The 25301-nt window shown below is 64.7% G+C and carries 31 protein-coding genes; 15 read left to right on the top strand and 16 right to left on the bottom strand.

Features of this window, described 5'->3' with window-relative positions; translation table 11 throughout:
• Positions 1–20: 20 nt before the first annotated feature.
• Both VI234_RS08515 and purH read right to left on the bottom strand, forming a co-directional pair.
• Positions 21–1007 (bottom strand): formate/nitrite transporter family protein, encoded by a 987-nt coding sequence (locus tag VI234_RS08515; protein ID WP_336329744.1) that lies wholly within the window; start codon positions 1005–1007, stop codon positions 21–23.
• Between the two features lie 141 nt (positions 1008–1148).
• The gene (gene purH, locus VI234_RS08510) at positions 1149–2765 is read right to left on the bottom strand and encodes a bifunctional phosphoribosylaminoimidazolecarboxamide formyltransferase/IMP cyclohydrolase (RefSeq protein WP_336329743.1); all 1617 of its coding nucleotides are present in this window, start codon (positions 2763–2765) and stop codon (positions 1149–1151) included.
• A gap of 147 nt (positions 2766–2912) precedes the next feature.
• On the opposite strand from purH, the gene VI234_RS08505 reads away from it, so the two are divergent.
• The 5 genes from VI234_RS08505 to VI234_RS08485 all read left to right on the top strand — a co-directional run bounded on the left by VI234_RS08505 (position 2913) and on the right by VI234_RS08485 (position 8431).
• Positions 2913–3467, top strand: coding sequence for a hypothetical protein (locus VI234_RS08505; RefSeq protein ID WP_049942933.1), 555 nt, complete (start codon positions 2913–2915; stop codon positions 3465–3467).
• A 248-nt stretch (positions 3468–3715) separates the two neighbouring features.
• Entirely contained in the window at positions 3716–4783 is a 1068-nt protein-coding gene (locus tag VI234_RS08500; protein WP_336329742.1) for a zinc-dependent alcohol dehydrogenase family protein, read from the top strand.
• A gap of 131 nt (positions 4784–4914) precedes the next feature.
• The gene (gene purB / locus VI234_RS08495) at positions 4915–6297 is read left to right on the top strand and encodes an adenylosuccinate lyase (protein WP_336329741.1); all 1383 of its coding nucleotides are present in this window, start codon (positions 4915–4917) and stop codon (positions 6295–6297) included.
• A 91-nt stretch (positions 6298–6388) separates the two neighbouring features.
• A complete protein-coding gene (locus tag VI234_RS08490) occupies positions 6389–7696 on the top strand; it encodes an MFS transporter (protein ID WP_336329740.1) in 1308 nt (435 codons plus the stop codon).
• A gap of 90 nt (positions 7697–7786) precedes the next feature.
• Complete coding sequence (locus VI234_RS08485) at positions 7787–8431, top strand: phosphoribosyltransferase (protein ID WP_336329739.1); 645 nt, start codon at positions 7787–7789, stop codon at positions 8429–8431.
• Between the two features lie 16 nt (positions 8432–8447).
• On the opposite strand, the gene VI234_RS08480 is transcribed toward VI234_RS08485, so the two are convergent.
• The 6 genes from VI234_RS08480 to dapA all read right to left on the bottom strand — a co-directional run bounded on the left by VI234_RS08480 (position 8448) and on the right by dapA (position 14224).
• The gene (locus VI234_RS08480) at positions 8448–9629 is read right to left on the bottom strand and encodes a M20 family metallopeptidase (protein WP_336329738.1); all 1182 of its coding nucleotides are present in this window, start codon (positions 9627–9629) and stop codon (positions 8448–8450) included.
• Positions 9629–10864, bottom strand: coding sequence for a diaminopimelate decarboxylase (lysA, locus tag VI234_RS08475; RefSeq protein ID WP_336329737.1), 1236 nt, complete (start codon positions 10862–10864; stop codon positions 9629–9631). The genes VI234_RS08480 and lysA overlap by 1 nt, the downstream gene beginning before the upstream one ends.
• 365 nt (positions 10865–11229) lie before the next feature.
• A complete protein-coding gene (locus tag VI234_RS08470) occupies positions 11230–12060 on the bottom strand; it encodes a 2,3,4,5-tetrahydropyridine-2,6-dicarboxylate N-succinyltransferase (protein WP_336329736.1) in 831 nt (276 codons plus the stop codon).
• A gap of 86 nt (positions 12061–12146) precedes the next feature.
• Complete coding sequence (locus tag VI234_RS08465) at positions 12147–12278, bottom strand: hypothetical protein (protein WP_275039408.1); 132 nt, start codon at positions 12276–12278, stop codon at positions 12147–12149.
• A gap of 279 nt (positions 12279–12557) precedes the next feature.
• Complete coding sequence (dapB, locus tag VI234_RS08460) at positions 12558–13307, bottom strand: 4-hydroxy-tetrahydrodipicolinate reductase (protein WP_336329735.1); 750 nt, start codon at positions 13305–13307, stop codon at positions 12558–12560.
• Positions 13304–14224, bottom strand: a complete 921-nt coding sequence (gene dapA, locus VI234_RS08455) for a 4-hydroxy-tetrahydrodipicolinate synthase (RefSeq protein WP_336329734.1) — start codon at positions 14222–14224, stop codon at positions 13304–13306. The genes dapB and dapA overlap by 4 nt, the downstream gene beginning before the upstream one ends.
• Positions 14225–14735: 511 nt before the next feature.
• Here dapA and VI234_RS08450 point away from each other — a divergent pair.
• Together VI234_RS08450 and VI234_RS08445 are read left to right on the top strand one after the other, a co-directional pair.
• The gene (locus tag VI234_RS08450; RefSeq protein WP_336329733.1) at positions 14736–15389 is read left to right on the top strand and encodes a hypothetical protein; all 654 of its coding nucleotides are present in this window, start codon (positions 14736–14738) and stop codon (positions 15387–15389) included.
• A gap of 200 nt (positions 15390–15589) precedes the next feature.
• Positions 15590–16087, top strand: a complete 498-nt coding sequence (locus VI234_RS08445; RefSeq protein WP_004516675.1) for a LabA-like NYN domain-containing protein — start codon at positions 15590–15592, stop codon at positions 16085–16087.
• Between the two features lie 134 nt (positions 16088–16221).
• On the opposite strand, the gene VI234_RS08440 is transcribed toward VI234_RS08445, so the two are convergent.
• On the bottom strand, positions 16222–16404 hold the full coding sequence (locus tag VI234_RS08440) for a hypothetical protein (RefSeq protein ID WP_336329732.1): 183 nt from the start codon (positions 16402–16404) through the stop codon (positions 16222–16224).
• Positions 16405–16991: 587 nt separating this feature from the next.
• Between VI234_RS08440 and VI234_RS08435 the strand changes: the two genes are divergently transcribed.
• Positions 16992–17459 (top strand): PUA domain-containing protein, encoded by a 468-nt coding sequence (locus VI234_RS08435; RefSeq protein WP_336329731.1) that lies wholly within the window; start codon positions 16992–16994, stop codon positions 17457–17459.
• A gap of 115 nt (positions 17460–17574) precedes the next feature.
• Complete coding sequence (locus VI234_RS08430; protein ID WP_336329730.1) at positions 17575–18060, top strand: hypothetical protein; 486 nt, start codon at positions 17575–17577, stop codon at positions 18058–18060.
• Here VI234_RS08430 and VI234_RS08425 read toward each other — a convergent pair whose 3' ends face one another.
• Positions 18061–19011, bottom strand: coding sequence for an AEC family transporter (locus VI234_RS08425; RefSeq protein ID WP_336329729.1), 951 nt, complete (start codon positions 19009–19011; stop codon positions 18061–18063). It abuts the gene before it with no gap.
• Positions 19012–19157: 146 nt separating this feature from the next.
• On the opposite strand from VI234_RS08425, the gene VI234_RS08420 reads away from it, so the two are divergent.
• The 4 genes from VI234_RS08420 (at position 19158) to VI234_RS08405 (ending at position 20945) form a co-directional block, all read left to right on the top strand.
• Positions 19158–19553, top strand: coding sequence for a nascent polypeptide-associated complex protein (locus VI234_RS08420; protein WP_008310152.1), 396 nt, complete (start codon positions 19158–19160; stop codon positions 19551–19553).
• A 1-nt stretch (position 19554) separates the two neighbouring features.
• Positions 19555–20277 carry a methyltransferase domain-containing protein gene (locus VI234_RS08415; protein ID WP_004962944.1) on the top strand — a complete coding sequence of 241 codons (723 nt, stop codon included), beginning with the start codon at positions 19555–19557 and terminating at the stop codon, positions 20275–20277.
• 75 nt (positions 20278–20352) lie between these two features.
• Entirely contained in the window at positions 20353–20562 is a 210-nt protein-coding gene (locus VI234_RS08410; protein WP_004962941.1) for a hypothetical protein, read from the top strand.
• Between the two features lie 2 nt (positions 20563–20564).
• The gene (locus VI234_RS08405) at positions 20565–20945 is read left to right on the top strand and encodes a hypothetical protein (RefSeq protein WP_336329728.1); all 381 of its coding nucleotides are present in this window, start codon (positions 20565–20567) and stop codon (positions 20943–20945) included.
• Here VI234_RS08405 and VI234_RS08400 read toward each other — a convergent pair.
• From VI234_RS08400 to VI234_RS08390, 3 genes are all read right to left on the bottom strand, one after another.
• Positions 20926–21537, bottom strand: coding sequence for a hypothetical protein (locus VI234_RS08400; RefSeq protein ID WP_336329727.1), 612 nt, complete (start codon positions 21535–21537; stop codon positions 20926–20928). The two genes, VI234_RS08405 and VI234_RS08400, sit on opposite strands and share 20 nt — an antisense overlap.
• 9 nt (positions 21538–21546) lie before the next feature.
• Entirely contained in the window at positions 21547–21873 is a 327-nt protein-coding gene (locus VI234_RS08395; protein ID WP_005535365.1) for a transcription factor S, read from the bottom strand.
• 117 nt (positions 21874–21990) lie between these two features.
• A complete protein-coding gene (locus VI234_RS08390; protein ID WP_336329726.1) occupies positions 21991–23085 on the bottom strand; it encodes a DUF7139 domain-containing protein in 1095 nt (364 codons plus the stop codon).
• 129 nt (positions 23086–23214) lie between these two features.
• Between VI234_RS08390 and VI234_RS08385 the strand changes: the two genes are divergently transcribed.
• Positions 23215–23502, top strand: a complete 288-nt coding sequence (locus VI234_RS08385; protein WP_008310145.1) for a DUF5789 family protein — start codon at positions 23215–23217, stop codon at positions 23500–23502.
• Between the two features lie 150 nt (positions 23503–23652).
• Positions 23653–23853 (top strand): hypothetical protein, encoded by a 201-nt coding sequence (locus VI234_RS08380; RefSeq protein WP_008310143.1) that lies wholly within the window; start codon positions 23653–23655, stop codon positions 23851–23853.
• 98 nt (positions 23854–23951) lie between these two features.
• Here VI234_RS08380 and VI234_RS08375 read toward each other — a convergent pair whose 3' ends face one another.
• The 3 genes from VI234_RS08375 to VI234_RS08365 form a co-directional block, all read right to left on the bottom strand.
• Complete coding sequence (locus VI234_RS08375) at positions 23952–24116, bottom strand: hypothetical protein (RefSeq protein WP_005535361.1); 165 nt, start codon at positions 24114–24116, stop codon at positions 23952–23954.
• Between the two features lie 89 nt (positions 24117–24205).
• Positions 24206–24370, bottom strand: a complete 165-nt coding sequence (locus VI234_RS08370) for a hypothetical protein (RefSeq protein ID WP_008310141.1) — start codon at positions 24368–24370, stop codon at positions 24206–24208.
• A gap of 105 nt (positions 24371–24475) precedes the next feature.
• Positions 24476–25246: a creatininase family protein gene (locus VI234_RS08365; RefSeq protein ID WP_336329725.1), complete on the bottom strand. Its 771-nt coding sequence runs from the start codon at positions 25244–25246 to the stop codon at positions 24476–24478.
• Positions 25247–25301: the final 55 nt, after the last annotated feature.

The raw sequence follows: 25301 nt of genomic DNA, 5'->3' as shown, positions 1-25301 counted from the left end.
GGGCGTTGAAATGGTTTGTGTCAGCGCTTGTTCTCTCGCGATTCCGGATCGCTTCGGGGGACTTCGTCGGTCGCCGGCACGTACGAGCGGCCCGAAGCGGACCACCCGCCCCAGATCCACTCCCGAATTGTGAGCTGGCGCTTGGACCCCTGATCCCGCGCCGTTTCGAGCCGCCGTTCGGTCGTATGGAAGTAGTTGACGACGGTCACGAGCACGACGCCGCCGACGGAGTTGCCGAGAAGTACCGGGAGAACGAACTGCCAGAGGCCGACAGACAGCGCCAGCTCGCCGATGAACACGAGGTAGAACATCTCCGTCGCGGAGACGACAACGTGGTAGAGGTTCCCGAACGGAATCGCCAGAAAGGCGATGTAGATCAACACGAGCCGGGAGATGCTGTCCCGCAACGAGTAGTCGACCCAGACGACGCCGGCGACGATGAGGCCGGCGAACACCGCCTTCGAGAACAGCGTTAGCTGTGACGTCGCGATGGCTTTCTGCGCGAAGCCGGCGGCGGCCGCCGCCGCGTCCTCGGAGAGAACGTCGGTCGTCGCCAGCGCGAGCGCCCCGAGCATTCCGCCGAAAACGTTCGACACCAGGACGACGACCCAGATACGGAGCAGCGACGGGATACTCGCCAGCCGTTCGAGGACGAGCGCGACCGGCGGGAGCGTGTTCTCGGTGTAGAGCTGGTAATCCCCAAGAATGATGAAAACGAATCCGAGCGGGTACAACAGCGCGCTCAGTATCGGGTCGCCGCCGGTCTTCGCGTACAATGACGCGTACAACATGAACGTGACCGTGATAGCGAACCCGCCCGCGACGCCGGCGAAGAACAGTTCACGAGTCCCGACTGTCACCTCCTCGTCGGCCGCGACGATGATGCGCTGGAAGATCTCGTCCGCCGAGAACCGGTCCCGGATGACGCGACCGCCCGCCGGTGCGCCGCTCCGGGAGACATCGACAGCGTCGCGAACCGCCTCTTCCCTTTCGTCATTGTCTGCCATCGGTCGCTGGTTGAATAGCCGGTATGAAACGTCTTTCGTTGCCGACAGTCAGCCCGGAGAAGACTTGCCGAAAAGCCCGCCGTCAGTCCGTCTAAACCACCGATAGACTTTGGACTCGTCTATCGAGTATTAGACTGTCGCTCAGTCGTGTCTGAACGACCGCTGCCCGGTGAACACCATCGCCATGTCGTGTTCGTCCGCGGCCTCGATGACGCTCTCGTCGTTCTTCGAGCCGCCGGGCTGGATAACCGCCTCGATGCCGGCGTCGGCGGCTTCCTCGATACCGTCCGGGAACGGGAAGAAGGCGTCCGAAGCCATCACTGCGCCCTCGGCATCTTTCCCCTCCGCGTGTTCGTCGGCCTTCATCGCGGCCAGCCGGACGGCGTCGACGCGGGATACTTGCCCCATGCCGATGCCGACCGTTTCCGTCCTGTCGGCGAAGAGGATGCCGTTTGATTTGACGTGCTTGAGCGTGTGCCAGGCGAACAGCATCGACTCGATTTGCTCGTCGGTCGGCTCGCGTTCGGTGACGGCCTCCAAGTCGTCGGCCGAGAGGTGCTGGGAGTCACGCTCCTGGACCAGTCGCCCCCCGACGAGGGGCTTCTCGGTCAGGCTGTCCGTGACCTCGAAGTTCTCGGACCGACCGGACTCGCCCGTCCGGCCGTCCCCGGGGCTCACATCCAGCACGCGGAGATTGTCCTTCTCGAACAGCACGTCGAGCGCGGCGTCGGTGTAGCCGGGCGCGACGACGACCTCCTTGAAAGAGTCGATGATCTGCTCGGCGGTGGCGGCGTCGCACTCGCGGTTCAAGGCGACAATCCCTCCAAAAGCGCTCATCGGGTCCGTCGACAGGGCCTTCTGGTAGGCGTCGGCCACGGAGTCGGCGGTCGCACAGCCAGCCGGATTGGTGTGTTTGATGACCGCGGCGGCCGGTTCCTCGAACTCCTTGATGAGATTCAGCGCGCCGTCGGCGTCGTTGTAGTTGTTGTACGACAGCGCCTTCGCGCCTTCGTTGAGCTGGTCAGCGTGGACAACGCTGGCCTCGGAAACGGTCGTGTCAGTGTACAGCGCGGCGTCTTGGTGTGGATTCTCCCCGTAGCGCAGGCTCGCGGCGAGGTCGTCCGAGACGATGCGGCGGGCGGGGAAGTCGCCGCCGTCGTCGCCATCCACTGAGACCGTGCCTGCATCCCAGTCGACGGTGACGCGGTCCTCCGCGAACCACTCGATGACCCGCGGGTAAGCGGTGAACTCACCCTCGTACAGCACGCGCTCTTTGAGGCTGTCCTCGTCGTCACCCTCGAAGACGGGGATGGGTTCCTGCGTGACGATGGGGCCGCCGTCGACGCTCTGGTCGACGACGTGAACGGTACAGCCGGTGACCTTCACGCCGGCGTCGAGCACCTGCTCGTGGGCGTTCGCCCCGGTGAAGTTCGGCAGGAGGCTCGGATGGACGTTCAACGCGGTCGGTGTCTCGTCGAGGAACGTCTCGCTGAGGACGCGCATGTACCCGTCCAGCGTGACGAGGTCGAAGTCGTACTCTGAGAGCGCGTCGAGAACGCGCTCCTCGTGGGACTCGCGCGACTCGTCCGCGTCACGCTCGACGACCTCGGTCGGGATGCCGCGCTCGGCGGCTGCTTCGAGCACCGGCGCGTCGGCGTCATTGGTCAGAACGACGGCGAAGGACGCCCCGCCCGGGGCGCGGTCCGCGATGTTCATGAGGTTTCGGCCGCGGTTGCTGGCCATGCCGGCGAGTTTCATGTGGGACCGACGGACCGGCCAGTGCAAAGTTGTTGCGAAACCCCCGGCCGGTCTGTGGCGTGCGACCGAGCCACACCGAACCCGGGTCACCAGCGACGCCGTTTACAGGTCCGGTGTGCATTTGTAGCACGCCGCCAACTCGCCCGTATGGCGAAGCTACGGTGTCAGCGCGCTGGTATGGTTGCTGCCGTTGGCGGTATCGTCTGGATCGGCTGGGCCGTTGCGCTGTCCGCGACCGACCAGACAGCAACGAACCTGCCAATCATAGCCGGTATCGTCATCTCTACACTCGGTATCGTGGTCGGCCACTACGCCGTCGAGGACTTCTACGGCGCACGGATGAAGCGGCCCGGGACCGTTGGCGCGTGGGTCGGCGGCCTCGGCGGCCTCGTCTTCGCGGCCGGGCAACTGGTCCGCCTCCTCGACGGTGGTGGCGAGGCGGTCATCGGAATCGGCGTGCTCGTGCTGGTCAGCGGGTCGATACTGGTCGCTGCCGGCCTCGTCAGGACACGCATCCAGCCACCCTGGCTGGGCGTGTTGCTGGGAGTCGGGACCATCGCGTTTCTCGGATTCGAACTCCAGCCAGCAACGGCAACCGTCTACGGCCTCGCGTGGGCCGCACTCGGACAGGACCTCTATCGTTTCGACCCGCCGGATGGCCGCTTTGGCGACGCCGACGGCGACTACGGCTGGCTGAACTGAGGATTGCCCGCTGACGCAATCGTTTCTCGCCTGCTTTCTCGAAGCTCCTCCGATTGAGCCGACATAGATATCGTTGACATATACTACTGGTCCTCGAAGTAGTGGCTGGCCTTTTTAAATATATCTAGACTTATTCGGCAGCCACCAGATATCTCCGATACTCTGGACAGGACACTTCCTTCGTATAAAAATAGTGTAGTCGAAAAACCATAATATTCATTAGTAAGATATTCAATGTTAATACTGTAATGCAAGCAGTACTACTAGAAGAGTTTCAGGAACCGCTAACAGTACAGGATGTCGAACGCCCCGAGCCCGAGCCGGACGGTGCCGTCGCCGAGGTCATCGGCTGTGGTATCTGTCGGTCCGACTGGCACTGCTGGCAGGGGGACTGGGACTGGTTCGGCTACCGGCCCGACCCGCCACACGTCCTCGGTCACGAGCCGACAGGCAGAGTCGTCTCCGTCGGCGAGGACGTCGAAAACGTCGAGGAGGGCCAGGCGGTCGCTATCCCGTTCAACTTCGCCTGCGGGACCTGTGACCTCTGTCGTAACGGGCGCGAAAACATCTGTGAAAACCACATCGGCCTCGGGTTCATGAACCAGGCTCCCGGCGCGTTCGCCGAGGAGGTCCACATTCCAAACGCCGACCTCAACGCCGTTCCGCTCCCGGACGATATCGACGCCGAATCGGCCGCCGGAATGGGCTGTCGGTTCATGACCTCGTTCCACGCGATGGCCCACCGCGCGCCGGTCAGTGCCGGCGACGACGTGGTCATCCACGGCTGCGGTGGCATCGGGCTCTCGGCGGTCCACATCGCGAACGCCCTCGGCGGCAACGTCATCGGGGTCGACCTGATGGACGAGAAACTGGACCGTGCGGAAGACCTCGGCGCTGTCGCCACGGTCAACGCACAGGAGGTCGACGACCCCGCAAAGGAGGTCAGGGACATCACTGACGGCGGTGCCGACGTGTCTGCGGACGCGCTCGGTATCGCAACGACCTGCCAGAACGCGGTGAACTCGCTCCGCAAAGGCGGCACGCACGTCCAGATCGGACTGACCACCAGCGAGGAGGAGGGGATGGTGTCGCTCCCGACCGACGAGTTCGTGGCGAAAGAAATCGACTTCAAGGGGTCGCTCGGCCTCCAGCCATCGCGGTACAGCGAAATGCTGGACATGGTGGAGTCGAGCAAACTCGACCCGACCGCGCTGGTCGAGGACACGGTCGACATCCACCAGGTGCCCGACGAACTGGCCGCGATGAGCGACTACAACACGGTCGGTATCCCGGTCTGTAACGAGTTCAGCAACTAACGACGCACCTCCTTTTTACCCGAACCCCGACTCTCCACCCTTCCCGCCGCCACACTACGCGTCGCTGTCGCACCGCGTCGCCGTTGGGGGAGAACGACACGCTTTTTCGCGCCTCCCGCGCACACTCCGGTATGACCGAGAGAGGGCCACTGGCCGCCGTTTCGCCGCTCGACGGCCGATACGCCCGCTACACCGAGCCGCTCGTCCCGTACGCCAGCGAGCGGGCGCTGATGCGCGCCCGCGTCGAAGTGGAAGTCGAGTATCTCATCGCGCTCGCCGACCTCGACGCCACGTCGCTGTCAATCGACGACGGCCAGCGCGCGACGCTCCGGGCGCTGTACGAGGCGTTCGACGACGAGGACGCGAGCGTCGTCAAACAGCTCGAAACCGAGGGCTACGGCGAGTACGCGGCGACCAATCACGACGTGAAGGCCATCGAGTACTTCATCCGGCTGGGTATGCCCGAGGACCTCGACGCCGCCAACTGGATTCACTTCGGGCTGACCAGCGAGGACGTGAACAACCTCGCTCAGCGGCTGCTCGTCAAGCCTGCCGCCGAGGAGGTGCTGGTGCCGGAACTCCGCGAAATTCGGGACACGCTCGTGGAGATGGCCCACGCCTACGCCGACGTGCCGATGCTGGCCCGCACCCACGGCCAGCCCGCGACGCCGACGACGTTCGGCAAGGAAATGGCCGTCTACGCCTCGCGGCTGGGCCAGGCCATCGGCCGCGTAGAGCGCGCCGCCGACGCCCTCTCCGGAAAGCTCGCCGGCGCGTCGGGAACCTACGCGGCCCACGTCGCCGCCTACCCCGACGTGGACTGGCAGGCCTTTGCAGAGTCCTTCGTCGGCGACCTCGGTCTGGACCACGAACCGCTGACGACGCAGGTCAACCCCTGTGACGACCTCGCGGTCCTGTTCGACGCGCTCCGGGGGGCGAACAACATCCTGCTGGACCTCGATCTGGACGTGTGGCTGTACGTCTCGGACCGCTACCTCGGCCAGGAGGCCGTCGAGGGCGAGACGGGGTCGTCGACGATGCCACACAAGGTCAACCCCATCGACTTCGAGAACAGCGAGGGGAACCTCTCGAAGGCGAACTCCGACCTCCACTTCCTCGGCGACTACGTCACGAACTCCCGGCTCCAGCGGGACCTCTCGGATTCGACGGTCAAGCGCAACATCGGGGCCGCCTTCGCTCACTGCCTCATCGGCTATAGCAAGTGCCAGAACGGGCTGGCGAAGGTCGTCCCCAACGAGCAGGTGATGCGCGACGACCTGGCCGCCACGCCGGAAATCATCGGCGAGGCCGTCCAGACGATCCTCCGGCGCGAGGGGTACGCCGACGCCTACGAGCAGGTGAAGAAGGCCACTCGGGGCCGCGAAGTCTCCATCGAGGACTTCCACGAGATGTTCGCCGACCTCGACGTGAGCGACGAGGTACGAGCCGAACTGGAGGCGCTGACGCCGACCGACTATACGGGCATCGCGGCGCAGCAGGCCGACGACATCTGAGAGTCGCTGCCTCGCCGGTGCTGTTTTCGGGTCGACGTACCACCGCGGCGAACGCAACTATGAGGGGCGTGGCCGCCTTCGTCAGGGGTAGATGGTCCTCGGCACTGACACGCGAGTCCTGACGCTCGCGTTCGCCCGGATGGCGGACGCGCTGGGCAACTCGTTTCTCATTATCGTCCTCCCCCTGTACATCGCCAGCGGGCAGGTGTCCCTTGCGGGTATCGTCGGCGAACAGGTGCTCGGGTTCACGCTTCAGACGGAGACGCTCATCGGCCTGGTGCTCTCCCTCTTTGGCCTGCTGAACAGTTTCGGCCAGCCCTTCACCGGGCGGCTCTCTGACCGGACCGGCAAGCGCCGGGTTTTCGTCCTCACCGGGCTGGTGCTGTTCGCTATCGGCAGCGCGGCCTACCCGTTCCTCTCCTCGTACTGGACGGTCCTCGCCGCCCGGGCGTTTCAGGGTATCGGGGCGGCGTTCACGATTCCGGCGACGGTCGCACTCGTCAACGACTACGCCGCGAGCGACGCCGAGCGCGGGGGGAACTTCGGCGTGTTCAACACCTTCCGGCTCATCGGCTTCGGCTTCGGGCCGATAATCGCCGGCGTCGTCATCACCGGCGGGCTCGCCGCGAACGACGTGGTGACCTACCGGTTCGCCGGCGCCGCCGTCTCCGGCTTCACCGCCGCCTTCGCCATCGCCGTCCTGGGCGCTGTCGTGAGCTTCGTCCTCGTGTGGGCCCTGATTCAGGATCCGCCGGTCGATGCCGAAGCGGGCAAAGACCTCTCGATAGCGATTCTGGACCGAGAGGGGGAGGGGCTCGATTCAGTGTTCGTCCTCGGCGTCGGCACGTTCATGATGGCGGCCACTATCGCCCTGTTTGCCACGCTCGAAGGACCAGTTCGAATGCGGCTGGACGAGTCGACCCTGTTCTTCAGCGTCCAGTTCGCCGCCGTCGTCATCGCGAACGTCGTCTTTCAGGTGCCTATCGGCCGAGCGAGCGACCGGTTCGGCCGGCGGCCGTTCATCGTCGCCGGGTTCGTCATCCTCGTCCCGTCGGTGTTCGCACAGGGTGTCGTGACTGGCCCGTGGCTCATGCTCCTGGCGCGGTTCATCCAGGGGATCGCCGTCGCGCTCGTGTTCGCCCCGTCGCTCGCACTCGCCGGTGACCTGGCCGGCGCGCGCGGGTCCGGGACGACGCTGTCCGTCCTGACGATGGCGTTCGGCCTCGGCGTCGCTGTCGGACCGCTGGCGTCGGGCCTGCTGTACAATTTCGGGTCGTTCAGCACGCCCTTCACTGCCGGTGCCGCGCTCGCGTTCGTCGGACTCGTGCTGACCTACACGCAGGTCGAGGAGACGCTGGACCTCGGCCAGGAGCCGGAGCAGCCGGCACCACAGGACTGAGCCGGTGACGCAGCCACCCGCTCGGTCGGCCGCCAGCCCCGGTGACAACTGACCGGAATGGTTAGGATGTACGATTCCGTATAGTGTGGTATGTTCACAGACCGCTCGGATGCGGCGCAACAGCTCGTGGCCGCGCTGCGCCGGCGGGATGTCGTCGGCGATATCGTCGTCACGCTCGCACCGAACGGCGTCCCCGTCGGCAACGTGGTCGCTGACGCGACCGGACTCCCGATGGATGTCATTGTCATACAACGTATACGTGCTCCAAACCACCCTGAGTTGACTATCGGGGCCGTCGCGCCGGGCGGCTTCTCGTGGATCAACAGCCCGATGATGCGGTTTCTGGACGTGAACTGGGAGTACGTTCAGGAAGCCAAGACACACGCGAGCGACACCGTCGAGACCCGGGCAGTCGCCTATGGCGAGACGTGGGGGCCGCTCGACGTGGCCGGCAAGCGGGTCCTGCTGGTCGACGACGGGATTCCGACGGGGGCGGCGATGCGCGTCGCCACCCAGCGACTGCGGAAAGCAGGTGCCGACGAGGTTATCGCCGCCGCCCCCGTCGCGCCGCCGGACGTGCTCGAGGAGGTACAGCGGTGGACTGACGACGTCGTCGTCCCGTTGAAACCGGCAGCGTTCCAGGCCACCGCGGACTACTACGAGGAGTTCGAGACCGTGACGGACGAAGAAGCGACGACGGCGCTCTCGGATATCGTCCAGCGGCGGTCGGCGTAGGTCGTGATTGTCCGCCTCAGACCAGTCGCTCGACCGTCTCCCGCACGGCTCGCGCGGCCGTCCGAACCTCTGAGAGACGGACGTACTCCCGTTTCGAGTGAGCGACAGCCCCCCTCTCGTCGCTCAGGTCGCCGGGACCGAACACCACGGTCGGCCCGTTGCTCGCGAAATACGAAGCTTCCGTCGCGGCCCCGAACTGCCGGACCACGCCGCCGCTTGCTTCCTGCAGTGTGCGGACCAGTTCTGCGTCGGTGTCGGTCGCGAACGCCTCGGGGAACGGCGTGTCCGGGCGAATGAGGTCCACGGTGAGACTCATCGAATCCGGGAGCCACTGTTCGAGGTGGGCCTGCAGGTCAGCACAGAAGGACTCGCTGGTCTCCGGCGGGACGCTCCGACGGTCGAACGTGATGGTGCATTCGGCTGGGACTTGGTTGGTCGCCTCGCCGCCCTCCACCATCGACGGGGTGAGGATGGGGTAGCCGAGCGTCTCGTGTTCGCCGGGCCCCCGGGCTCGCGGTTCCCCCTCGTCACCGCTCGCGGTTCCCGAGGCGCTTCGCGCCTCGCTGTCATCATATGACTCTATCGCCTGTAGAATCGGTGCGGCGGCACGGATCGCGTTGTGACCACTGCCGGGGTCGGCGGCGTGGGCGCTCTCGCCGTGGATGGTGACCGTGCCTTCGAACTGGCCGCGAGCGGCGGTACACACGTCGAGGCCGGTCGGCTCGCCGACGATGTAGCCGTCGGCGTCGATGGTCTCGGCGAGGTGTGCGCCGCCGGTCTGTGTCGTCTCCTCGTCGGTGGAAATCGCCAGCGTGACCTGACCGTCGTCGGGCGTCACGGTGAGGAACGCATCGAGGAGGGCCGCGAGCGGGCCTTTCGCGTCACAGGCCCCGCGGCCACAGACGATGTCGCCGTCCCCATCGCCGCCGGTGCCATCGACAGTCTCGTCCAGCCCCGGTGGTTCCGCCCGCCGCTCGTAGGGCAGATGCGGCGGCACGGTGTCGATGTGCGTGTTAAGCAGGATATGCGTCCCGTCGGGGTCACCTCGTGAGGCGACGACGTTCCCGAGGTCGTCTACGTCCGGGTACTCCCCGGCGTCTTCGAGCGTGTCGACCAGCAGCGAGCGCATGTCTTCGACGCTCTCGTGCGACGGCGTCTCGACGGCCTGCCGGTGGAACGAGGGGATGTCGAACGCCATTACTGTTCCATGCGGGTCACGTCCGCCAGATCTTCGCGCTCGCGGACGAGCCGCGTTTCGCCGCCCTCGAAGGCGATCTCGGCAGGGCGGGGCTGGGAGTGGAACTGGTTCGCCAGTTCGTAGCCGTACGCCCCGGCGTTGCCGATGGCGAGCAGGTCAGTCCGTTCGGGCCGTGCGATGGGCCGGTCGGTGCAGAACACGTCGGCGCTCGTACAGCAGGGGCCGCCGACCGACACCGGTTCGGCCTCGCGGTCCGGCGCGGTGACGTTCCGAATCGGGTGGTAGGAGCCGAACATCGCCGGCCGGATGAGCGTCGCCAGCGAGGCGTCGACGCCGACGACGGTCGTCGCCGGCGTCTCCTTGACCGTGTTGACCTCGGTGAGGATGCATTCGGCATCGGCGACGACGTACCGACCGGGTTCGAGTTTGACCTGTGCGTCGAGGTCCCCGACCGCCTCGCGGACCTTCTCGCCGACGGTATCCATGTCCAGCGGCTCGACAGTCTCTCTGTAGGGGACGCCGAAGCCACCGCCGAAGTCGACAAACTCCAGGTCCGCGCCGTCAGCGATGATCTCTCGGCCCATGTTAGCGACCTTGGCAATGGCCCGGCAGTGGTCGTCGAGGTCGTCGTGAAGGACGCCGCTGCCGGCGTGGGCGTGGAGGCCGACGAGGTCGAAGCGCCCGCGTACGTCGGCTGCTACTTCGGGCACCTCGTCGTAGGGGATGCCGAACTTGGCGTCCTTTCCCGTCGCGACTTTCTCGTGGTGGCCCGTTCCGATGCCGGGGTTGATGCGGATGGCGACGCGGCCGTCGTAGCCGCGCTCTTCGAGTCGGTCGAAGGTGTCCCGCGCGCCCCCCGTAATCGTCAGTCCGGGATGCTCTGCAGCCAGTTCGACGGCACAGTCGAGGTCGTGATCCGGCGGATTGACGGCCGTGTACTGGAGCGTGTTCGGGTCCGCGCCGGCGTCGATGGCCCGCTGGAGTTCCCCCCATGCCGCACATTCGATGTCGGCTCCCGTCTCCAGTAACTTCGAGAGGACAGCCTGCCCGGTGTGGGCCTTCGCGGCGTACATGACGTGGGCGTCGGGAAACGCCGCGGCGAACCGCTCGTAGTTCTCGGCGACGCGGTCGAGGTCGACGACGTACAGCGGCGTGCCGTGCTCGGCAGCGACCGCCTCGAGGCGCTCGTGGTCCCAGTCCGCGAGGCGGCGGACCGGCGGCGAATCGTGGCTCATTGGGGAAACCATAGCGTCGGCGGCTAACAAGGGTTCCGCTTCGATATCCACGGTTTGTCCCCGTATTTTCGGAATGCCCACTGATTTCGTTGAGTGGATTCTCACGATGAACTCGGCGTACTCAAAGCACCCTCCACTGCCCGCCGGACGAGATGATACCGAGAGTGCTCCCTGCGGTCACTTCTCGCTGCTCACTGTTCGCTTCGCGCATCGTCGTCGGGCGGTGATACCGCCCGATTGCCTGCAGGCCCTTCGGTCCCGCTCCGCTCGCTTTACCGCGGACCGCACTTCGTGCGGCCCTCGCTACTCCACGGCTCCCGCCGGTCGCCGCTCCGTCGAGGAAGCTCCCTACGGTCGCTTCCTCGCTACTCCCGAAGCGCGTCTTCTCTCTCCGTCGCTTCCAGCGTCTCCTCCTCGACGTCAGTCGCCACCACAGCGGGCTTGTACGCCCCGCCGGGAATCAGATCGTTCTCGCCGACGGAGGAGTCGACGAAGCGCTGGAACGCGCGCCGTTCCGGCGGCAGTTCGCCGTACAGTACCTCGTCCTCGACGAGATCGTAGACGGGAATCCGCGGCGTCAGGAGCGTGTTCTCACCGACAATCGACCCCTCGCCGACGACGAAGCCGCTGGTGACGCGACAGCCAGCGCCCAGCGACACCTCGTCCTCGACGATGACCGGCGCGTTCTCGACCGGTTCGAGGACGCCGCCGATGAGCGTGTTCGCGCCGAGTTTGACGTTCTCGCCGATTTGCGCACAGGAGCCGACGGTGTCACAGGAGTCGACGAGTGTGCCGTCGCCGACGTACGCCCCGACGTTGACGAAGGATGGCGACATCATGATGCAGTCCTCGCCGAGGTACGCGCCGCGGCGGATGGTCGTGCCGTCCGGCGTGTTGCGGGTCCCGCGCTCGCCGAGGTCCTCGGTCTCCCGGAGTGGGAGTACATCGTGGTAGTCGACGCCGCCGTACTCGCGGGCGACGGTTTCGCGCAGGCCGAAGTTCAGTAGAATGCCCTGCTTGACCCAGGCGTTCGCCTCCCACTCGCCGCCGGACTGCTCCGCGGCGCGGACCTCCCCCGCTTCCAGCGCCGCGAGGAATTCATCGAGTACGGCGAGGTGGTCGTCGGTCGCTTCGGCGGCCGTCAGCCCGTCCTGTTTCCGTTGCCAGAGGTCGTCGATATCGGCTTCGAGGCTCATACCACCCGGTTGCGACGCCGGGGGCTTACCTATCGGGGTTTCGGGATGGGTGTGTTACCACGCCGCATTTTCCGTCTGTCGTTCTCTCAGTCGGACCCGCGGCCGGGGATGTACCCGCATTCCCGGCACATACTGATGCGCGGTGCCGTCGCTTCGAATTCGCTGGAACATCGCGGGCAATCGGTCGCTGGTAGTTGTACGCGCTGGTTCGTAGCCATACACGATACGCGGCAACTCCGGCATATAAGGCTGACCGTGGTATTGAGAGAGGTATTCGAGTGTGTATTATCACATATTCATATTTTCCGAACACCGGGTGTCGATATGGGAGCCGCTCACCGATCCGTCTATAGTAGCCATTGAAAATCAATGCACACCTGATCGCACGACGGCAGTGCGATCAGTGTGTAAATCGTTTCAATTGTTACTATAGAACCGCAATCAATTGCCGCGAGTAGACCACTGAAAACCGTCCCGTGTTTCCCTCCCGTTCTCGCTCAGGCGTCTACAACGTCGCCGAACTCGTACCAGCCGGCGTCGCGGCCGACGAGCCACGTCGCCGCATCGAGTGCGCCGGCAGCGAACACGCCGCGGTCCTCGGCCCGGTGCGACAGCGAGAGGACTTCGTCGTTGCCGGCCAGCACGAGTTCGTGCTCCCCGCGAATGTCACCGGCTCGCCTGGCGAACACGCCGATTTCGTCGTCGTCGCGCGGTGCGTGCCCTTCCCGGCCGTACACCGGCTCTACGTCGCGCTCCTCTTGGATCACGTCGAGGATACTGTTGGCTGTCCCCGACGGCGCGTCGACCTTGCGGTTGTGGTGGGTCTCCATGAGTTCGAGGTCGTAGTCGTCGAGCGTGGCGACCGCCTCACTGACGAGGCGCTGGAGGACCTGAATCCCCTGCGAGAAGTTGGTCGCCTTCAGCAGCGGAATCTCATCGCTGGCGTTTCGCAGTCGGGCCAGCCCGTCATCGTCGAAGCCGGTAGTTCCGACGACCATCGGGACGCCCGCTTCGACGCAGGCCTCGGCGACGGTCAGCGCGCCCTCGGGGACGGCGAAGTCGACGACAACGTCCACGTCGTACTCCCGGAGCGCCTCGGCGGCATCGGCGGGGTCGACGACCGGGACGCCGTCGACCGCGTCCGTCTCGCTGGTCGCAAAGCCGACCACGACCTCGCTGTCGGTGGCGGCCTCGACGACGGCCCCACCCATCTGCCCGGTGACGCCGTTGACCGCCACCCGCGTCATCGCTCGGCCTCCGCGTACTCGTCTTCGAGGTCTTCGGTTTCGAGCGTCGCGAGCACGTCACGCAGGTGGTCGAGGTGTTCGTCGGACAGGCGGGTTAGCGGCGAGCGGAGATGTGCCGGGCCGTAGCCCCGAATCCGCATCGCTTCCTTGACCGGGATGGGGTTTGTCTCGACGAACATCGCGCGGAACAGCGGGCCGAGTTCGTGGTGGATCGCTCGCGCTCGCTCGAAGTCGCCGGACAGCGCCGCGCCGACCATCGCGCAGGTGCGCTCCGGTTCGATGTTGGCCGAGACCGAGATACAGCCGGTCCCGCCGACCGACAGCATCGGTAGCGTCATCCCATCGTCGCCGGACAGCACCGCGAAGTCCTCTTCTCGCGTGCGTTCGATGATCTCGGAAATCTGGTTCATGTCGCCGCTCGCGGCCTTGTAGGCCCGGATATTCGGATGGGATGCGAGTTCGACCGCCGTATCCGGCTCGATATTCTGGCCCGTCCGCGATGGGACGTTGTAGACGATCTGTGGCAGGTCGACGGCGTCAGCCAGGGTCGTGTAGTGGTCGACGAACCCCTGCTGTTCGGGCTTGTTGTAGTACGGCGAGATGAGCAACAGGGCGTCAGCGCCGGCCTCGGCGGAGCGCCGGGACAGCTCCAGTGCTTCCTTGGTGTTGTTCGACCCCGAGCCGGCGATGACCGGCACGTCGTCGACGGCGTCGATGACCGCCTCGACGACCTCGATGTGTTCGTCGTGGGAGAGCGTCGCCGATTCGCCGGTCGAGCCGACCGGAACGAGGCCGTCGACGCCGGCGGATTCGAGCCGCTGGGCGTCCTCTTGGAGCGTTTCGAAGTCGATACTGCCGTCCTGGTGGAACGGCGTGCACATCGCCGGGAACACGCCGCGGAAGTCGATAGCTGTCATTGCTGAGTGTGTGGTGTCGCTGTGGGTTCGGTTGTCCGGTCGGAAACGGTGCGAAGGCCGGCTGATACCGCCGGCTATTGTGTGTCAAACGACCTGGCCCGAGACGGAGTCGCCACGTCCGCCACGAGCCGCTAAAACGTCGGCTTGCGTTTCGCGCGGACGACGCCCTCGCCGGGGAGCCACGAAACGGTTCCGGACTGACGGCGTCGTCGCATGGTTGAGTAACCAAGCGTGACCGACTTAGCTTTTGTGTTCTCGCTGTCGCCTTTCACAGTGCATTCGAAGCCTTATCGAGTCGTCGCATGGAGACGGCGGGACCCCCATCGTGTGGCAGTACGCCAGCGTTTCCCTCGGCTTGTCTGGGAGACGCTGCTGGAGCAGGCCCGACTGTATTTTGGTATTTGCGTCCTGTCTGAAACAAGCGGTCAGAGGTGTACACATTACATTCTGACAATAACACATAAGTATCGGTCAAAAAACACATACTGCAAGGTACATAATATCGGCAGGTATGCGTCGAAGACACTATGTTTTAGCCACCTCCAGCGTCCTCGGATTCGCCGGCTGTTCAAGTACCAGCAGTGATCCGACCGAGACAGCTGCAAAAACGGAAACCGAGAACACTGAGCAACAAACAGCTGGAAATACCGAAGAGATGACAGAGCGTCAACTCAGTGGTCACATTCGGCCAGCTGAGAGTCCTGAGTCCCCGGTAAAAGACCTCTCGTGTGAGAAGGGCAACTTCACTCGCCACCCGCCAATGTATGACGAAGGCTCCGTTCCGTGGGGAGATACTGGATATGTGTCACTACGGATTGATGGGACAGCGTTTGAATACGGTGACACAGCCCAAATTACGCTGACAAACACGTCTGATAGCACCCTCACTCTGGGTCTTAAGTATATGTACCAGATCGAACTGCTCACTGAAGATGGCTGGCAAGATGTCCGTGGACAGACCGGGGACGATGAGTTTCAATACGTGGATATGGGTACTGAGGCAGCACCCGGGGAGGTATTTGAATGGTCGCTCCGTCTGACCGAAGATGGGGTGGTTCCCGGCGAGAAAGATTTTACTGTGTGTCCTGAACTCGTCTCCGGTCGGTATCGGTTCGTCTACTGGACAGCTACTCCGGTAGCAGTTGCGTTTGACCTCCAGAAGTAGGCTGTTCCGCGCTTGTCTGAGTGAAACGCAATGCTCACTAAGTTGACTGCACGCCTCGGTACTCCGCCCCTTTTATTGACAGGTTCTATCCGCGACCAGAACTGCTGAAGCGACAACAACTGGTTAGTTGGGGCATAATTACGCCGTTCTTTCACGTTTGTATCCCGAAAGCATATTCCGGGCGGTAGCCAATACCTGATATGACAGTTTCCCAGCCGGGACAGCGCGTGGCCGTACTGGCCGACGCGCAAAACCTCTATCACACTGCCCGGAGTCTTTACTCGCGGAACATCGACTACGAGGCACTACTGGAAGAGGCCGTTGACGGCCGCGAACTGACCCGCGCAATCGCCTACGTCATCCGCGCGGATTCACCCGAAGAAGAGTCGTTCTTCGAAGCGCTCGTCGACATCGGCTTCGAGACGCGTATCAAGGACATCAAGACGTTTCAGGACGGGTCGAAGAAGGCCGACTGGGATGTCGGGATGAGCCTCGACGCGGTTTCGCTGGCGAATCACGTCGATACGGTCGTGCTCTGTACCGGCGACGGAGACTTCGCTCGCGTGTGTCGGTATCTCCGCCACGAGGGCTGTCGTGTCGAAGCGATGGGATTCGAGGAGTCGTCCTCTGAAGATCTCAAAGCGGCCGTTGACGGGTTTATCGATATGAGCGACGATTCCGACCGGTTCCTGCTATAGCCCACCCAGTGTGGGCGCTCACTCTGCCACCGTGTCTCCGTTAGCCAACCACGGTACCGGATACCTTCTCACAGTGCGACGGCCTCACAGCTGCTCTCATCTGGGTTACCCTCGACGGAAAAATACCTCCGCGGTCAGACCGGGCGACCGTCTTCTGACGTTCCAACGAGGAGGGCTCCGGCGGCCAGTCCCAGTGCAGCCAGCGCTCCGGCAGCGGCCGGGATGCCGATGTCGATTGCCCCAGTACCAAGGATGAGCACGGTGCTGATCGCCAGCAGCGCAGCGCCCAGAATCACTTTTTGCGTGTCTGTAGCCATGTCACCCGTCACTTGGAAGGCATCCGGTATAAATTTCCCCAAAATCGACGGAGGAAAGTATGGTACTAGGAAGCAATGCCCACATCGTTCCTGAGAGACGCCACCGCTTCGGCCCGGCAGAACGGAAATTCCGGCCCACCTGCATAACTGAAGCAGCAAACACATCCCCGTGTAGTTCCCCCGACCAGTTGGGTCACAGAGACGGCGTGTTGTCATATGCTGAGGATAGTCGGTACACCCTCGCGCTCGTCACGGAACAGGCGCGAGATGGAGACCCACTGCAGTTCCAGGCGTCGTGGTCGGATCGCTGACCGCGGATCGGATACAGAGGCACACGCCCCGTGTACTCGGGCCGGGGCGACTGACGGAGCGAACCAATGGCATTCCGGTTCGGGACTCCGTCACCCATAGGGCCGGACCGTTGATTCGGAACGGATTGGGGGAGTGGCATTCACCATCGCCACACGATTTCGGTCGGCCGTGGTTCGGGCACCCACGGCTGGGCGACCATTTCATTTCAGACTGCGCCGGACAGTGGTACGGACAGAACCGAAAGGCGGTTTATCACCCGGCATCGAACACGGGCAATGAGTGACGACGAGTTCCGCGGGCTCCGGCGCGCGGCCGACTACCAGTTCGGCGGTGGCGGCGGGACAGCGCTGTTCACCGGCGCTGACGCCCTCGACGTAACACACACAAGCTCTGGCCGGCCGCGACAGGTCCATGCCACGGACGGCCGCATCGCCACGTACGGCGACGACGGACGCTTCCGACTCGGACTCGCCGGCGGGAGCAGACTCCTCGATGCCTTCGACGGGCCGCGACACCGCGTGGTCGTCGGCGACGAGAGCGAGCCCTTCATCCGTGAGGGCCGCAACGCCTTCGCGAAGTTCGTCCAGTCCGCCGACAGCGCTCTCCGTCCGGGCGACGAAGCCCTCGTCGTCCACGAGGACGGCTATCTACTCGCCGTCGGCCGCGCGGAACTGCCCGGCGGCGGCATGGACGACTTCGAGACGGGGATGGCCGTGAAGGTCCGGCAGGGCGCAGAGGACTGACGGGTTTTGTGGCGATCGCCGGGGCGTGCCGCCCTCGTGGGTTGGCACTATCCAGGATGGTCGACAAGGATTAGTATGACAGAAAGCATTTGCTGCTCCCTTCGAGACGAGCGATATGCGCCGCCGCACGCTCCTCGCCGCGCTTGCGCTCTCCCCAGTTGCCGGCTGCAGTGCGCCCGGTGACGACACGTCGACGGACGATTCGACATCATCGACAGCCACAACGACGCCACAGGAACAGCCGACAACGGCAGTGACCAGTACACGGCAGGACACGCCGACGCCGACAGTAACGCCCGCTCCGGACGACCCGATCCTGTTTGTCGTCGACAACGACACGGACAGCGAGCAGACTGTCACACTCACTATCACGAGAAACGAAACGGCGGTACTGGACGAGACGGCGACGCTGGCTGCCGGCGAGTCGGTCGAGTATGACCCGATGATCGGTGCGACCGGCGAATACACGATCACTGTCCAGGTGGAGGGTGGCCCCAGCCGGACCATCGACCGGACTATCGGTCGGTATGCGGTCAGAAACGGCTCGAACCACTTCGTCGACATCACCGCCGAGGAGATACGGATATACTGGGAGGAGTAGTCACAGCACCAGTCCGGACTGCAGCAGCCACACGAGAACCGTCACCGTCACCGCGCTGACGACGGTCGTCAGGAACACGGTCGCGCTGACGAATTCGCCTGGCGAGCGGTCGCCAGTCTGATGGCTGAACGCGCCGACGAGGATGATGGTCGTCACGCCGGTCGGCGTCGCCAACAGGAGCACGACCACCCGCGCGACTGTCTGGTTCTGGAACCCGACCACGAGCACCGCGGCGAACGCGAGCACTGGCGCCAGCAGGAGTTTCAACGCGCTGGCGATCCCGACCGACCGGAAATCGCTGTTCCCGTCGACGTTCGATAGCTGGATGCCGAGAATGAGCAACATCACCGGAATCGAGGCGTTGCCAAGCAGTTCGAGTGTCTGCATCACTGTCGAGTCTGTGGGCGGCACTGCGCCGACCCATCGGAGTGCAAGCGCGACGACGACAGCGTAGACGAGCGGCACGCCGAACACACGGCGCATATCCGCGATCGGGCTGTCGCCGCTACCCCGGGCGGCGATGTAGATGCCGACGGTGTAGAGTAGCACGCCCTGCAGCGCGGTCACGAGGACGGCCGTGCTGCGCCCGGTCGCGCCGAAGGCGAAATCCGCCAGCGGAATGCCGTAGTTCCCGGTATTGGGGAAGATAGCGACGAGGACGAACGCGCCGAGCAGCGGTTCCGAATGCCCCGTGAGGCGGCCGACGCCCTCCGCGATGAGAAGCATCGCCGCGGTGAACAGCACGACAGCGAGGACGACGCTCAGAATCGTATCGCCGGCCAGCGAGGACGTTGTCAGGCTGTGGACCACCAGCGCGGGCGCGAGGACGTACACCGTGATGGTGTTGAGCGCGTCCGGGTCCGTACCTTTCACCCGGCCGAGCGCGAAGCCGGCCGCAGCGACGGCGACGACCGGGAGGATGGCCGTGGCGAAGATGGACAGCAGTGACACGGCGGGGATGGACGGGCGAGCCTTAGAATCGTTACGAAGCCGTGGGAGCGTGCCGGTTTCGCCCGGTCGACCGGCCTGCCCCGCGACGGACTCCAGTCCGAGCCCGGGTCGCTACGCTTTTCTGCCCTGCCCCGCCAGTCACACGTATGTTTGGCGGAGGCGGCGGGATGAACCCGCGCAAGATGAAGCAGATGATGGAACAGATGGGCATCGACATGGAGGACATCGATGCGCAGGAAGTAATTATCCGCACCCCGGACGAGGAGCTCGTCTTCGACGACGCGGAGGTCCAGCTCATGGAAGCGCAGGGCCAGAAGACGTACCAGGTCGTCGGCGAACCCGAGAGCCGCGAACTCGGCTCCGGCGAGGGCTCGGCCGCGGCGGCTGCGGACGACGCAGACGAGAGCGGCAGCGACTCCGGCGTCGACGAGGACGACGTCGAACTCGTCGCGATGCGGGCGGGCGTCGACGAAGACACTGCGCGAGAAGCGCTGGAAGCCAACGACGGCGACCTCGCCGACGCGGTCGACGAACTGGAGTAACGTGGCGTATCTCTTCGTCCACGAAGACCGCGAGTACCTGCTGGACCCCGGCGAGCGCTTCGAGTCCGACCTCGGAATTCTGGAGGTCCCCGAGGACGTGGAACCGGGCGATGTCGTCGAGACCCATCTGGGGACCGGCTTCACCGTCCGTCGGCTGCGCGGCCCGGACCTGTTCACCCACCTCGAACGCACCGGCGCGCCGATGATGCCCCGCGACGTGGGGCTGGTCGTCGGCAAGACCGGCGTGGCCGCGGCGGACCGCGTCCTCGACGCCGGCACCGGGACCGGCATCCTCAGCGCGTACATGGGCCGCATTGGCGCTGACGTGGTCACCTACGAGCAGGACCCCGAATTCGCTGAGGTAGCGCGCCAGAACATGGAGATCGCTGGCGTCGCGGACACCGTCGAGGTCCGGACCGGCGACATCACCGACGACCTCGACGACCTCTCGGGCTTTGACGTGCTGACCCTCGACACCGAGGACGCCCCGACTGTGGTCGAGCGAACGCCGACGCTGCTGGACCGGGGCGGATCGCTGGCGGTGTACTCCCCGTTTGTGGAGAACACGCGCGAGGTCGTGGCGACGGCCACCGAGGTCGGCCTCGACGGCGTCGAGACGCTCGACACCATCCAGCGGGAGATGGACTTCGACGACCGCGGCTCCCGCCCATCGACCGGTGGCGTCGGGCATACCGGCTACCTGACATTCGCGCGGCGGCCCTGACGGCTCCGGTCACCCCTCTCAACCCCTCTTGTTGGGGTCGACTTTAAACATGTAGTAGCACGTACACTGTACTGCATGAGCGAATCAGAAACGCCGATGGAGACGACAACTTGGCCAGACCTCGCGATCGGGCTCTATGACCGCCTGACTGGTCGTAATGCGGAAATAACGTACGACTTCGACGACATGGAAGTCGACGTCCCGAGCAAGGCCGGCGAAGACGCCGAGCACGCTCGCTGGCGGGTCGATGGCACGCTGACTATCACGACACGCGATAACGACTGACAGTGGTCACCACGGCGAAGGCGGTCGGTGATCTGTTCGACCAGGTCGAGGGAAAGCCGGACCTGCTCGTCGACGCCGACCTGACCGTCGAGCGGGACGGGGTCGCGTTCAGCGTTCGCGGGTACGACGACCTCGTCGCCGTCGACCTACCGTCTTTCGGGGCGGCGTTCGCCCTCTGGCGGGACCGACCGGTCGAGGGAAGAGACGCCGCCGCGGCGCTGACTGCGGCCGGACTGACGGCTGAAATCCGCGTTCGCGGAGCGCCCGTGGCCCGCCTCGGCGCGGACGCCGTTCCGAGTTCGCCCGCAAAACGGCTCGGTCTCGGGCCGATAGAGCTGTTCCTCGACGGCGCGCTTCTGGCGCTTACGCCACGGCGCGAATGAGGTCAAGCAGTTCGGCCCGGTAGTCCGACGGCGACCGCTGGAGGGGGTCAGGGGGGGTCTCGATGCCGAGCAGTGACGACAGCGACTGGTCGGGGTACGCGCCGGCGGCGATACGGAACCCATCGCCGTGCCAGACGCCGACCCACCCGGTGATCGACAGCGTCGCATCGACCGCTTCGAGGTCGAGCTCGGCGCTGTAGGTCCGGAGCCGCGCCCGGTCGCCGCTGTCGACGCGGACCCGCTCGCTCCGCCCGCGCTCGACTGATACGAACCCTCTGTCGGCCAACTCCTCGGCGAAGGCCGACTGCGCTTCTGAGCGAACTGTCGGCAGAATCATCGCCGGTCCGATACCCGGCGCGAGCGGCGGGGTAAACGATAGCGCGGTCGCGAAGAAGAACCGCCACTGGTGGTCGAACCCGACCGCGTCTCTGACCGCCTCGCGCGTTTCGGCGTCGTCGTACACTTTCGTCGCGCCCTCGACGCGGGCCGTCGGTAACTGAAAGACGGTTTCGACGCTCTCGTCGACGAGCTCCCAGCCGCCGTCGCACAGCCGGTCCGCGGGAACGTCCGGGAACGCGGGGTCAGTGGGCACGGTCCGGCCTCAGTGGTCGTCCTCGCGCCACTTATGTTCGCACTCGGTGCAGGTGAAAAAGCGCGTCTCGGACTCGTCGGCCGCGCGGATCTGCTTCATCTCGTAGAAGGCCCGCTCGTTGCCACACTCGGGACAGCGTGCGCCCGTCGTCGGTCCCATGTCTTCGGCGTCGACCTCGGAGGTGTCGACGACTTCCGACTCCTCCTGGCCCTGCGTGGTGACGGCCATCTCCTGTTCGGTTTCGGCGTTTCGAGCCTTCTCGTAGCCGCAACTGCCACAGACCCAGCGCTCGTCGTCCGTTTTCATCATCGAACCGCATTCGTCGCAAAACTCCATTGTAGTACCACCGTTTGCCTGCCGACCGTGTTAAATACCCGGTTTCGCCCAGGCCGTTCTGTCGGTCCCCATCGCTGTGCAGTGCGGAAGCTTAGCAAAATCGGAGTGCCGACGGTATCAGTCGTTGCGAACCCACGCCGAACAGGGTTCCATGTCGTCCATGACCTCGCCGTGGAACGAACAGTACGGCTCGATGTCGCCGTCCTGCATCACGTACTCGAAGTGCCGGCAGTTCCCGCAGTAGGTGTCCGGTTCGCCCTGGTGGACCGCCGTCTCGGTGATCGCGTCGTGCCCTGTCGTCGCCGTGCCGCCGTCGGTCGACGGCGACGCTTCCGGACCGGCTTCGGCTATTTTCGGGTCGAGCGCGTTCTCGGAAGGGCCGGTTCGGTTCGTCCCACGCGACGCGGTGTTTTGCTGGCCGGTGTTCGAGCCAGTGGTCGCCCGACGGTCCGACTGTCGCTCCGTCGCCGTGCCGCTGTCCGACCGTCGCTTGGACCGCGTGCTGCGGTCAGACTGCGTGCCGCCCGTCGGCTGCCGACTGCGGCCGTTGGCCGTGCGCGTAGTGCCCGAGCGCTGTCCGGTCCCGCCGTCGCTGACAGCGCCCTCGTCGGTCGCACTCGCTCGGTTCGTCTGCGTCTCGACCGTGCCGTCCGGGTCCTGTCCGAAAAACCCGATGCCACCCAGTCCCGGCAGCGTCCGGGCTTCCTCGACGAGACGGATCGTCCCTTCCTCGGTCACTTCCATGCGTGCCGTCCCGCCGGGGTCGTTTCGCGTCTTGAACGTCGCAAGCGACGCGAACAGGCACCAGAACGTCGTCACGATACCGGCGAAGTAGACGACGCCGGTGAGCAGTGCCAGCAGCGGGTCGCTGCTGGTCCAGCTGTAGGGATACAGCGACCGGAACAGCACGACGCCGACTGTTGCGACGCCCGTGCCACCGAGGGCGGTCAGCCGGATTCGACGACTGGCCGGTAACACCGCGAACACGCCGAGGATGACCGACGGCAGCCCGAGCCCGGCGATGACGCCGGCGATCCGCCTGGCTGCGTAGGCGTCCAGCCCGTATCTGTTTCCGATGCCGGTCGTTGCGAGCGCGATTGCCCCGACGAGTCCGGCAACACCAACGAGAAACAGGGCTGTCCCGACGAGTTGCTGGCGGCGCGATGCGACGCGCCCAACCTCCCCTTCGTACACGTCGGTGAGACTAGTCATGCAGTATACTACTGCTACATCCGATAAAACTACCCGTCAGACAGATGCATGACGCGGGCACGCGCGTGATTCACCAAGTGCGCGAGCCGTTCCGAAAGCACTAATCGGACCCACGGGAACAGTTCGGGTATGAGCGACGACGAAAGCGAGGACGCGGAGGAGCCGGCTGTCGAACTCGGCGACGGACCAGACGTTGCCGGTGCGCCGCTGGCCCGCGTCTCGGCCCGGCTCACCTGGGGCATCGAACACAGCACCATCGTCAGCCGCGAAGGGGACACGACGATTCGGACGCCGGACGGCCCGCAGGAACTCGCAACGGTGCTCGAGGACGTCGACATCCCGTACTTCGCCGACCGTCAGGAGTTCGAAAGCGCGGTTCGGGACGTCATCGGGACCGGCCCTATCCCGACCGAGTGAGGGCGGGAACGGACTTCTGTGGAACCAGCACGACCCATCCCAGTTACAGCTGCTGTGATCTGTGCAGCGTGTGTTATCATCCCCTCATACTCGCGGTCCGATATCGCGTCGAACCACAGGCTTTGATACCGTCTATTGCGGAGACAGCGTGTGTTCCACAGAAGTGGCCTCTCCTGGAAAGAGCGTGCCGCCTTCGCTGTCTGGGGACTCGGGGTATTCATCGTCCTCCGGACTCTGTACGACGTATTCGGCGTGGCAGGGCGAGAATTAGCTATCGCGGCTGGTGTCCTGGTTTTTGGCTCGTTCTACGGCGTCTTCATGCCAGTCTGGCGGCGATTCTCGGCGGAATGACTCACACGAAGAACCGGCGGTACAGACACAGCGGCGTCACCGTTCCGACGCAGTTGGGTCCACTATCGTAACGCCACAACGCAACAGTTTGCTACCTGTTACCGCATATTTTCGAGCGCATACACCGTGTCGGAGATGATCCATTCCGTCTCACAATCGGCGTGCTCGATACTGAGCGCGTTGAAGGTCTCTCGTCCGTCATCAACCGTTATTTCGAACGCTCGGCTACGAAGCGACTCGGGATGGGGACTCGGTGGGGACACACATCTCCCTCATAGAGTGGGACCGATAAACGAGTCGATTCGCCGCGACAGGCCCATTACGCGCCGATTGGCCGCCGTCTGGCGATTGGTTATGAATCGCCCGACTCGCTCACTTCGGCTCTGCCGCGGCGCTTGCCGAACAGATACGCGGCCACGACGAGTGCGAGGGGAACGACGAGAAACATCCCCATCATGACGAGCATGACGAACAGTTCAGTAGTACCGGGCATCCCGGGAAACAGGAGGAGGGCCATACATCCCGTACTCCCGCCTGTCGCAAAAACCCAACTACCGGGGGTTGGCTATCGAACGGCAGCCCCGGAGAGCGGGAATCGTTCTCGGGTGCCGACAGCCCGGCGTTAGACGTGTGGCTCTGGGAGCAGGTCGTCGAACGCTTGGGCGTCCAGCCACTCACAGAGCCTGACGAGCTGTTCGGTCGCGGCCTCGAACATCTCGGCCCCCTTCTCGGCCGTTGCGTCGGTCTGGTCGCCCAGGACACCGTTGCCGGTGTTATCAGCGGCGTCGTAGAAGGTTCGCGAACCGTACTTCTTTGTCTCCGCAGCCTCGACGCTCGGAATCCCGCCGTCCCGTGCGTCTTCGAGGCGGTCGTCGTGAACCAGCTCGGAGCGCAGGTGTTGAATCATGGCCGTCTCCTTCGGCCCGCCGTGTGGCCCGTTCTGCTCGAACAGGTCGTCTACGAGGTCCGGGATACTCTCGTCCCACATCCACTCGATGGCGTACAGCAGTTCGTCGTCCCGGAGCCGCCGGCCGACCTCCCGGAGGTGCTCGACGTTCCCGCCGTGGGCGTTCACGTAGATGACCCGGTCGATGCCGTGGTACGCCAGATTCCGGGTGAACGACTCGACGTAGTCACGAAACACCGGTGCGTCGACCCACATTGTCCCGTTGAACTGTCTGTGATGGGGACTCACGCCGACATTGATCGTCGGGGTACAGAGGTAGCCAGTCCTGTCGGCGGCTTCCCGGGCGAAGGCTTCCCCGATGAGGTGGTCCGTCGCCAGCGGGAGATGTGGCCCGTGTTGCTCGGTCGATCCGAGCGGGACGAGCGCCAGCGACTCCGTCTCGAAATAGTCGCCGAGGTCCGGCCAGGTCTCGTCGGCAAGGTACATACCACTGCTGGTGACGGACGCGTCTTGAATCTGTGCTTCGCCACGGCCCCGCGGC

Origin of the sequence: Haloarcula sp. CGMCC 1.2071 (assembly GCF_037078445.1) — an archaeon.
In the GTDB taxonomy this organism is placed as follows: Archaea; Halobacteriota; Halobacteria; order Halobacteriales; family Haloarculaceae; genus Haloarcula; species Haloarcula amylolytica.
The sequence above is the reverse complement of the archived record's forward strand: the minus strand, read 5'-3'. Positions and strand labels throughout refer to the sequence as shown.

Coding starts and splice junctions, on each gene's coding strand:
- VI234_RS08515 (WP_336329744.1), bottom strand. CDS start 1,007: ATGGCAGACAATGACGAAAGGGAAGAGGCGGTTCGCGACGCTGTCGAT.
- purH (WP_336329743.1), bottom strand. CDS start 2,765: ATGAAACTCGCCGGCATGGCCAGCAACCGCGGCCGAAACCTCATGAAC.
- VI234_RS08505 (WP_049942933.1), top strand. CDS start 2,913: ATGGCGAAGCTACGGTGTCAGCGCGCTGGTATGGTTGCTGCCGTTGGC.
- VI234_RS08500 (WP_336329742.1), top strand. CDS start 3,716: ATGCAAGCAGTACTACTAGAAGAGTTTCAGGAACCGCTAACAGTACAG.
- purB (WP_336329741.1), top strand. CDS start 4,915: ATGACCGAGAGAGGGCCACTGGCCGCCGTTTCGCCGCTCGACGGCCGA.
- VI234_RS08490 (WP_336329740.1), top strand. CDS start 6,389: ATGGTCCTCGGCACTGACACGCGAGTCCTGACGCTCGCGTTCGCCCGG.
- VI234_RS08485 (WP_336329739.1), top strand. CDS start 7,787: ATGTTCACAGACCGCTCGGATGCGGCGCAACAGCTCGTGGCCGCGCTG.
- VI234_RS08480 (WP_336329738.1), bottom strand. CDS start 9,629: ATGGCGTTCGACATCCCCTCGTTCCACCGGCAGGCCGTCGAGACGCCG.
- lysA (WP_336329737.1), bottom strand. CDS start 10,864: ATGAGCCACGATTCGCCGCCGGTCCGCCGCCTCGCGGACTGGGACCAC.
- VI234_RS08470 (WP_336329736.1), bottom strand. CDS start 12,060: ATGAGCCTCGAAGCCGATATCGACGACCTCTGGCAACGGAAACAGGAC.
- VI234_RS08465 (WP_275039408.1), bottom strand. CDS start 12,278: ATGGCTACGAACCAGCGCGTACAACTACCAGCGACCGATTGCCCGCGA.
- dapB (WP_336329735.1), bottom strand. CDS start 13,307: ATGACGCGGGTGGCGGTCAACGGCGTCACCGGGCAGATGGGTGGGGCC.
- dapA (WP_336329734.1), bottom strand. CDS start 14,224: ATGACAGCTATCGACTTCCGCGGCGTGTTCCCGGCGATGTGCACGCCG.
- VI234_RS08450 (WP_336329733.1), top strand. CDS start 14,736: ATGCGTCGAAGACACTATGTTTTAGCCACCTCCAGCGTCCTCGGATTC.
- VI234_RS08445 (WP_004516675.1), top strand. CDS start 15,590: ATGACAGTTTCCCAGCCGGGACAGCGCGTGGCCGTACTGGCCGACGCG.
- VI234_RS08440 (WP_336329732.1), bottom strand. CDS start 16,404: ATGGCTACAGACACGCAAAAAGTGATTCTGGGCGCTGCGCTGCTGGCG.
- VI234_RS08435 (WP_336329731.1), top strand. CDS start 16,992: ATGAGTGACGACGAGTTCCGCGGGCTCCGGCGCGCGGCCGACTACCAG.
- VI234_RS08430 (WP_336329730.1), top strand. CDS start 17,575: ATGCGCCGCCGCACGCTCCTCGCCGCGCTTGCGCTCTCCCCAGTTGCC.
- VI234_RS08420 (WP_008310152.1), top strand. CDS start 19,158: ATGTTTGGCGGAGGCGGCGGGATGAACCCGCGCAAGATGAAGCAGATG.
- VI234_RS08410 (WP_004962941.1), top strand. CDS start 20,353: ATGAGCGAATCAGAAACGCCGATGGAGACGACAACTTGGCCAGACCTC.
- VI234_RS08395 (WP_005535365.1), bottom strand. CDS start 21,873: ATGGAGTTTTGCGACGAATGCGGTTCGATGATGAAAACGGACGACGAG.
- VI234_RS08390 (WP_336329726.1), bottom strand. CDS start 23,085: ATGACTAGTCTCACCGACGTGTACGAAGGGGAGGTTGGGCGCGTCGCA.
- VI234_RS08385 (WP_008310145.1), top strand. CDS start 23,215: ATGAGCGACGACGAAAGCGAGGACGCGGAGGAGCCGGCTGTCGAACTC.
- VI234_RS08370 (WP_008310141.1), bottom strand. CDS start 24,370: ATGGCCCTCCTCCTGTTTCCCGGGATGCCCGGTACTACTGAACTGTTC.
- VI234_RS08365 (WP_336329725.1), bottom strand. CDS start 25,246: ATGTACCTTGCCGACGAGACCTGGCCGGACCTCGGCGACTATTTCGAG.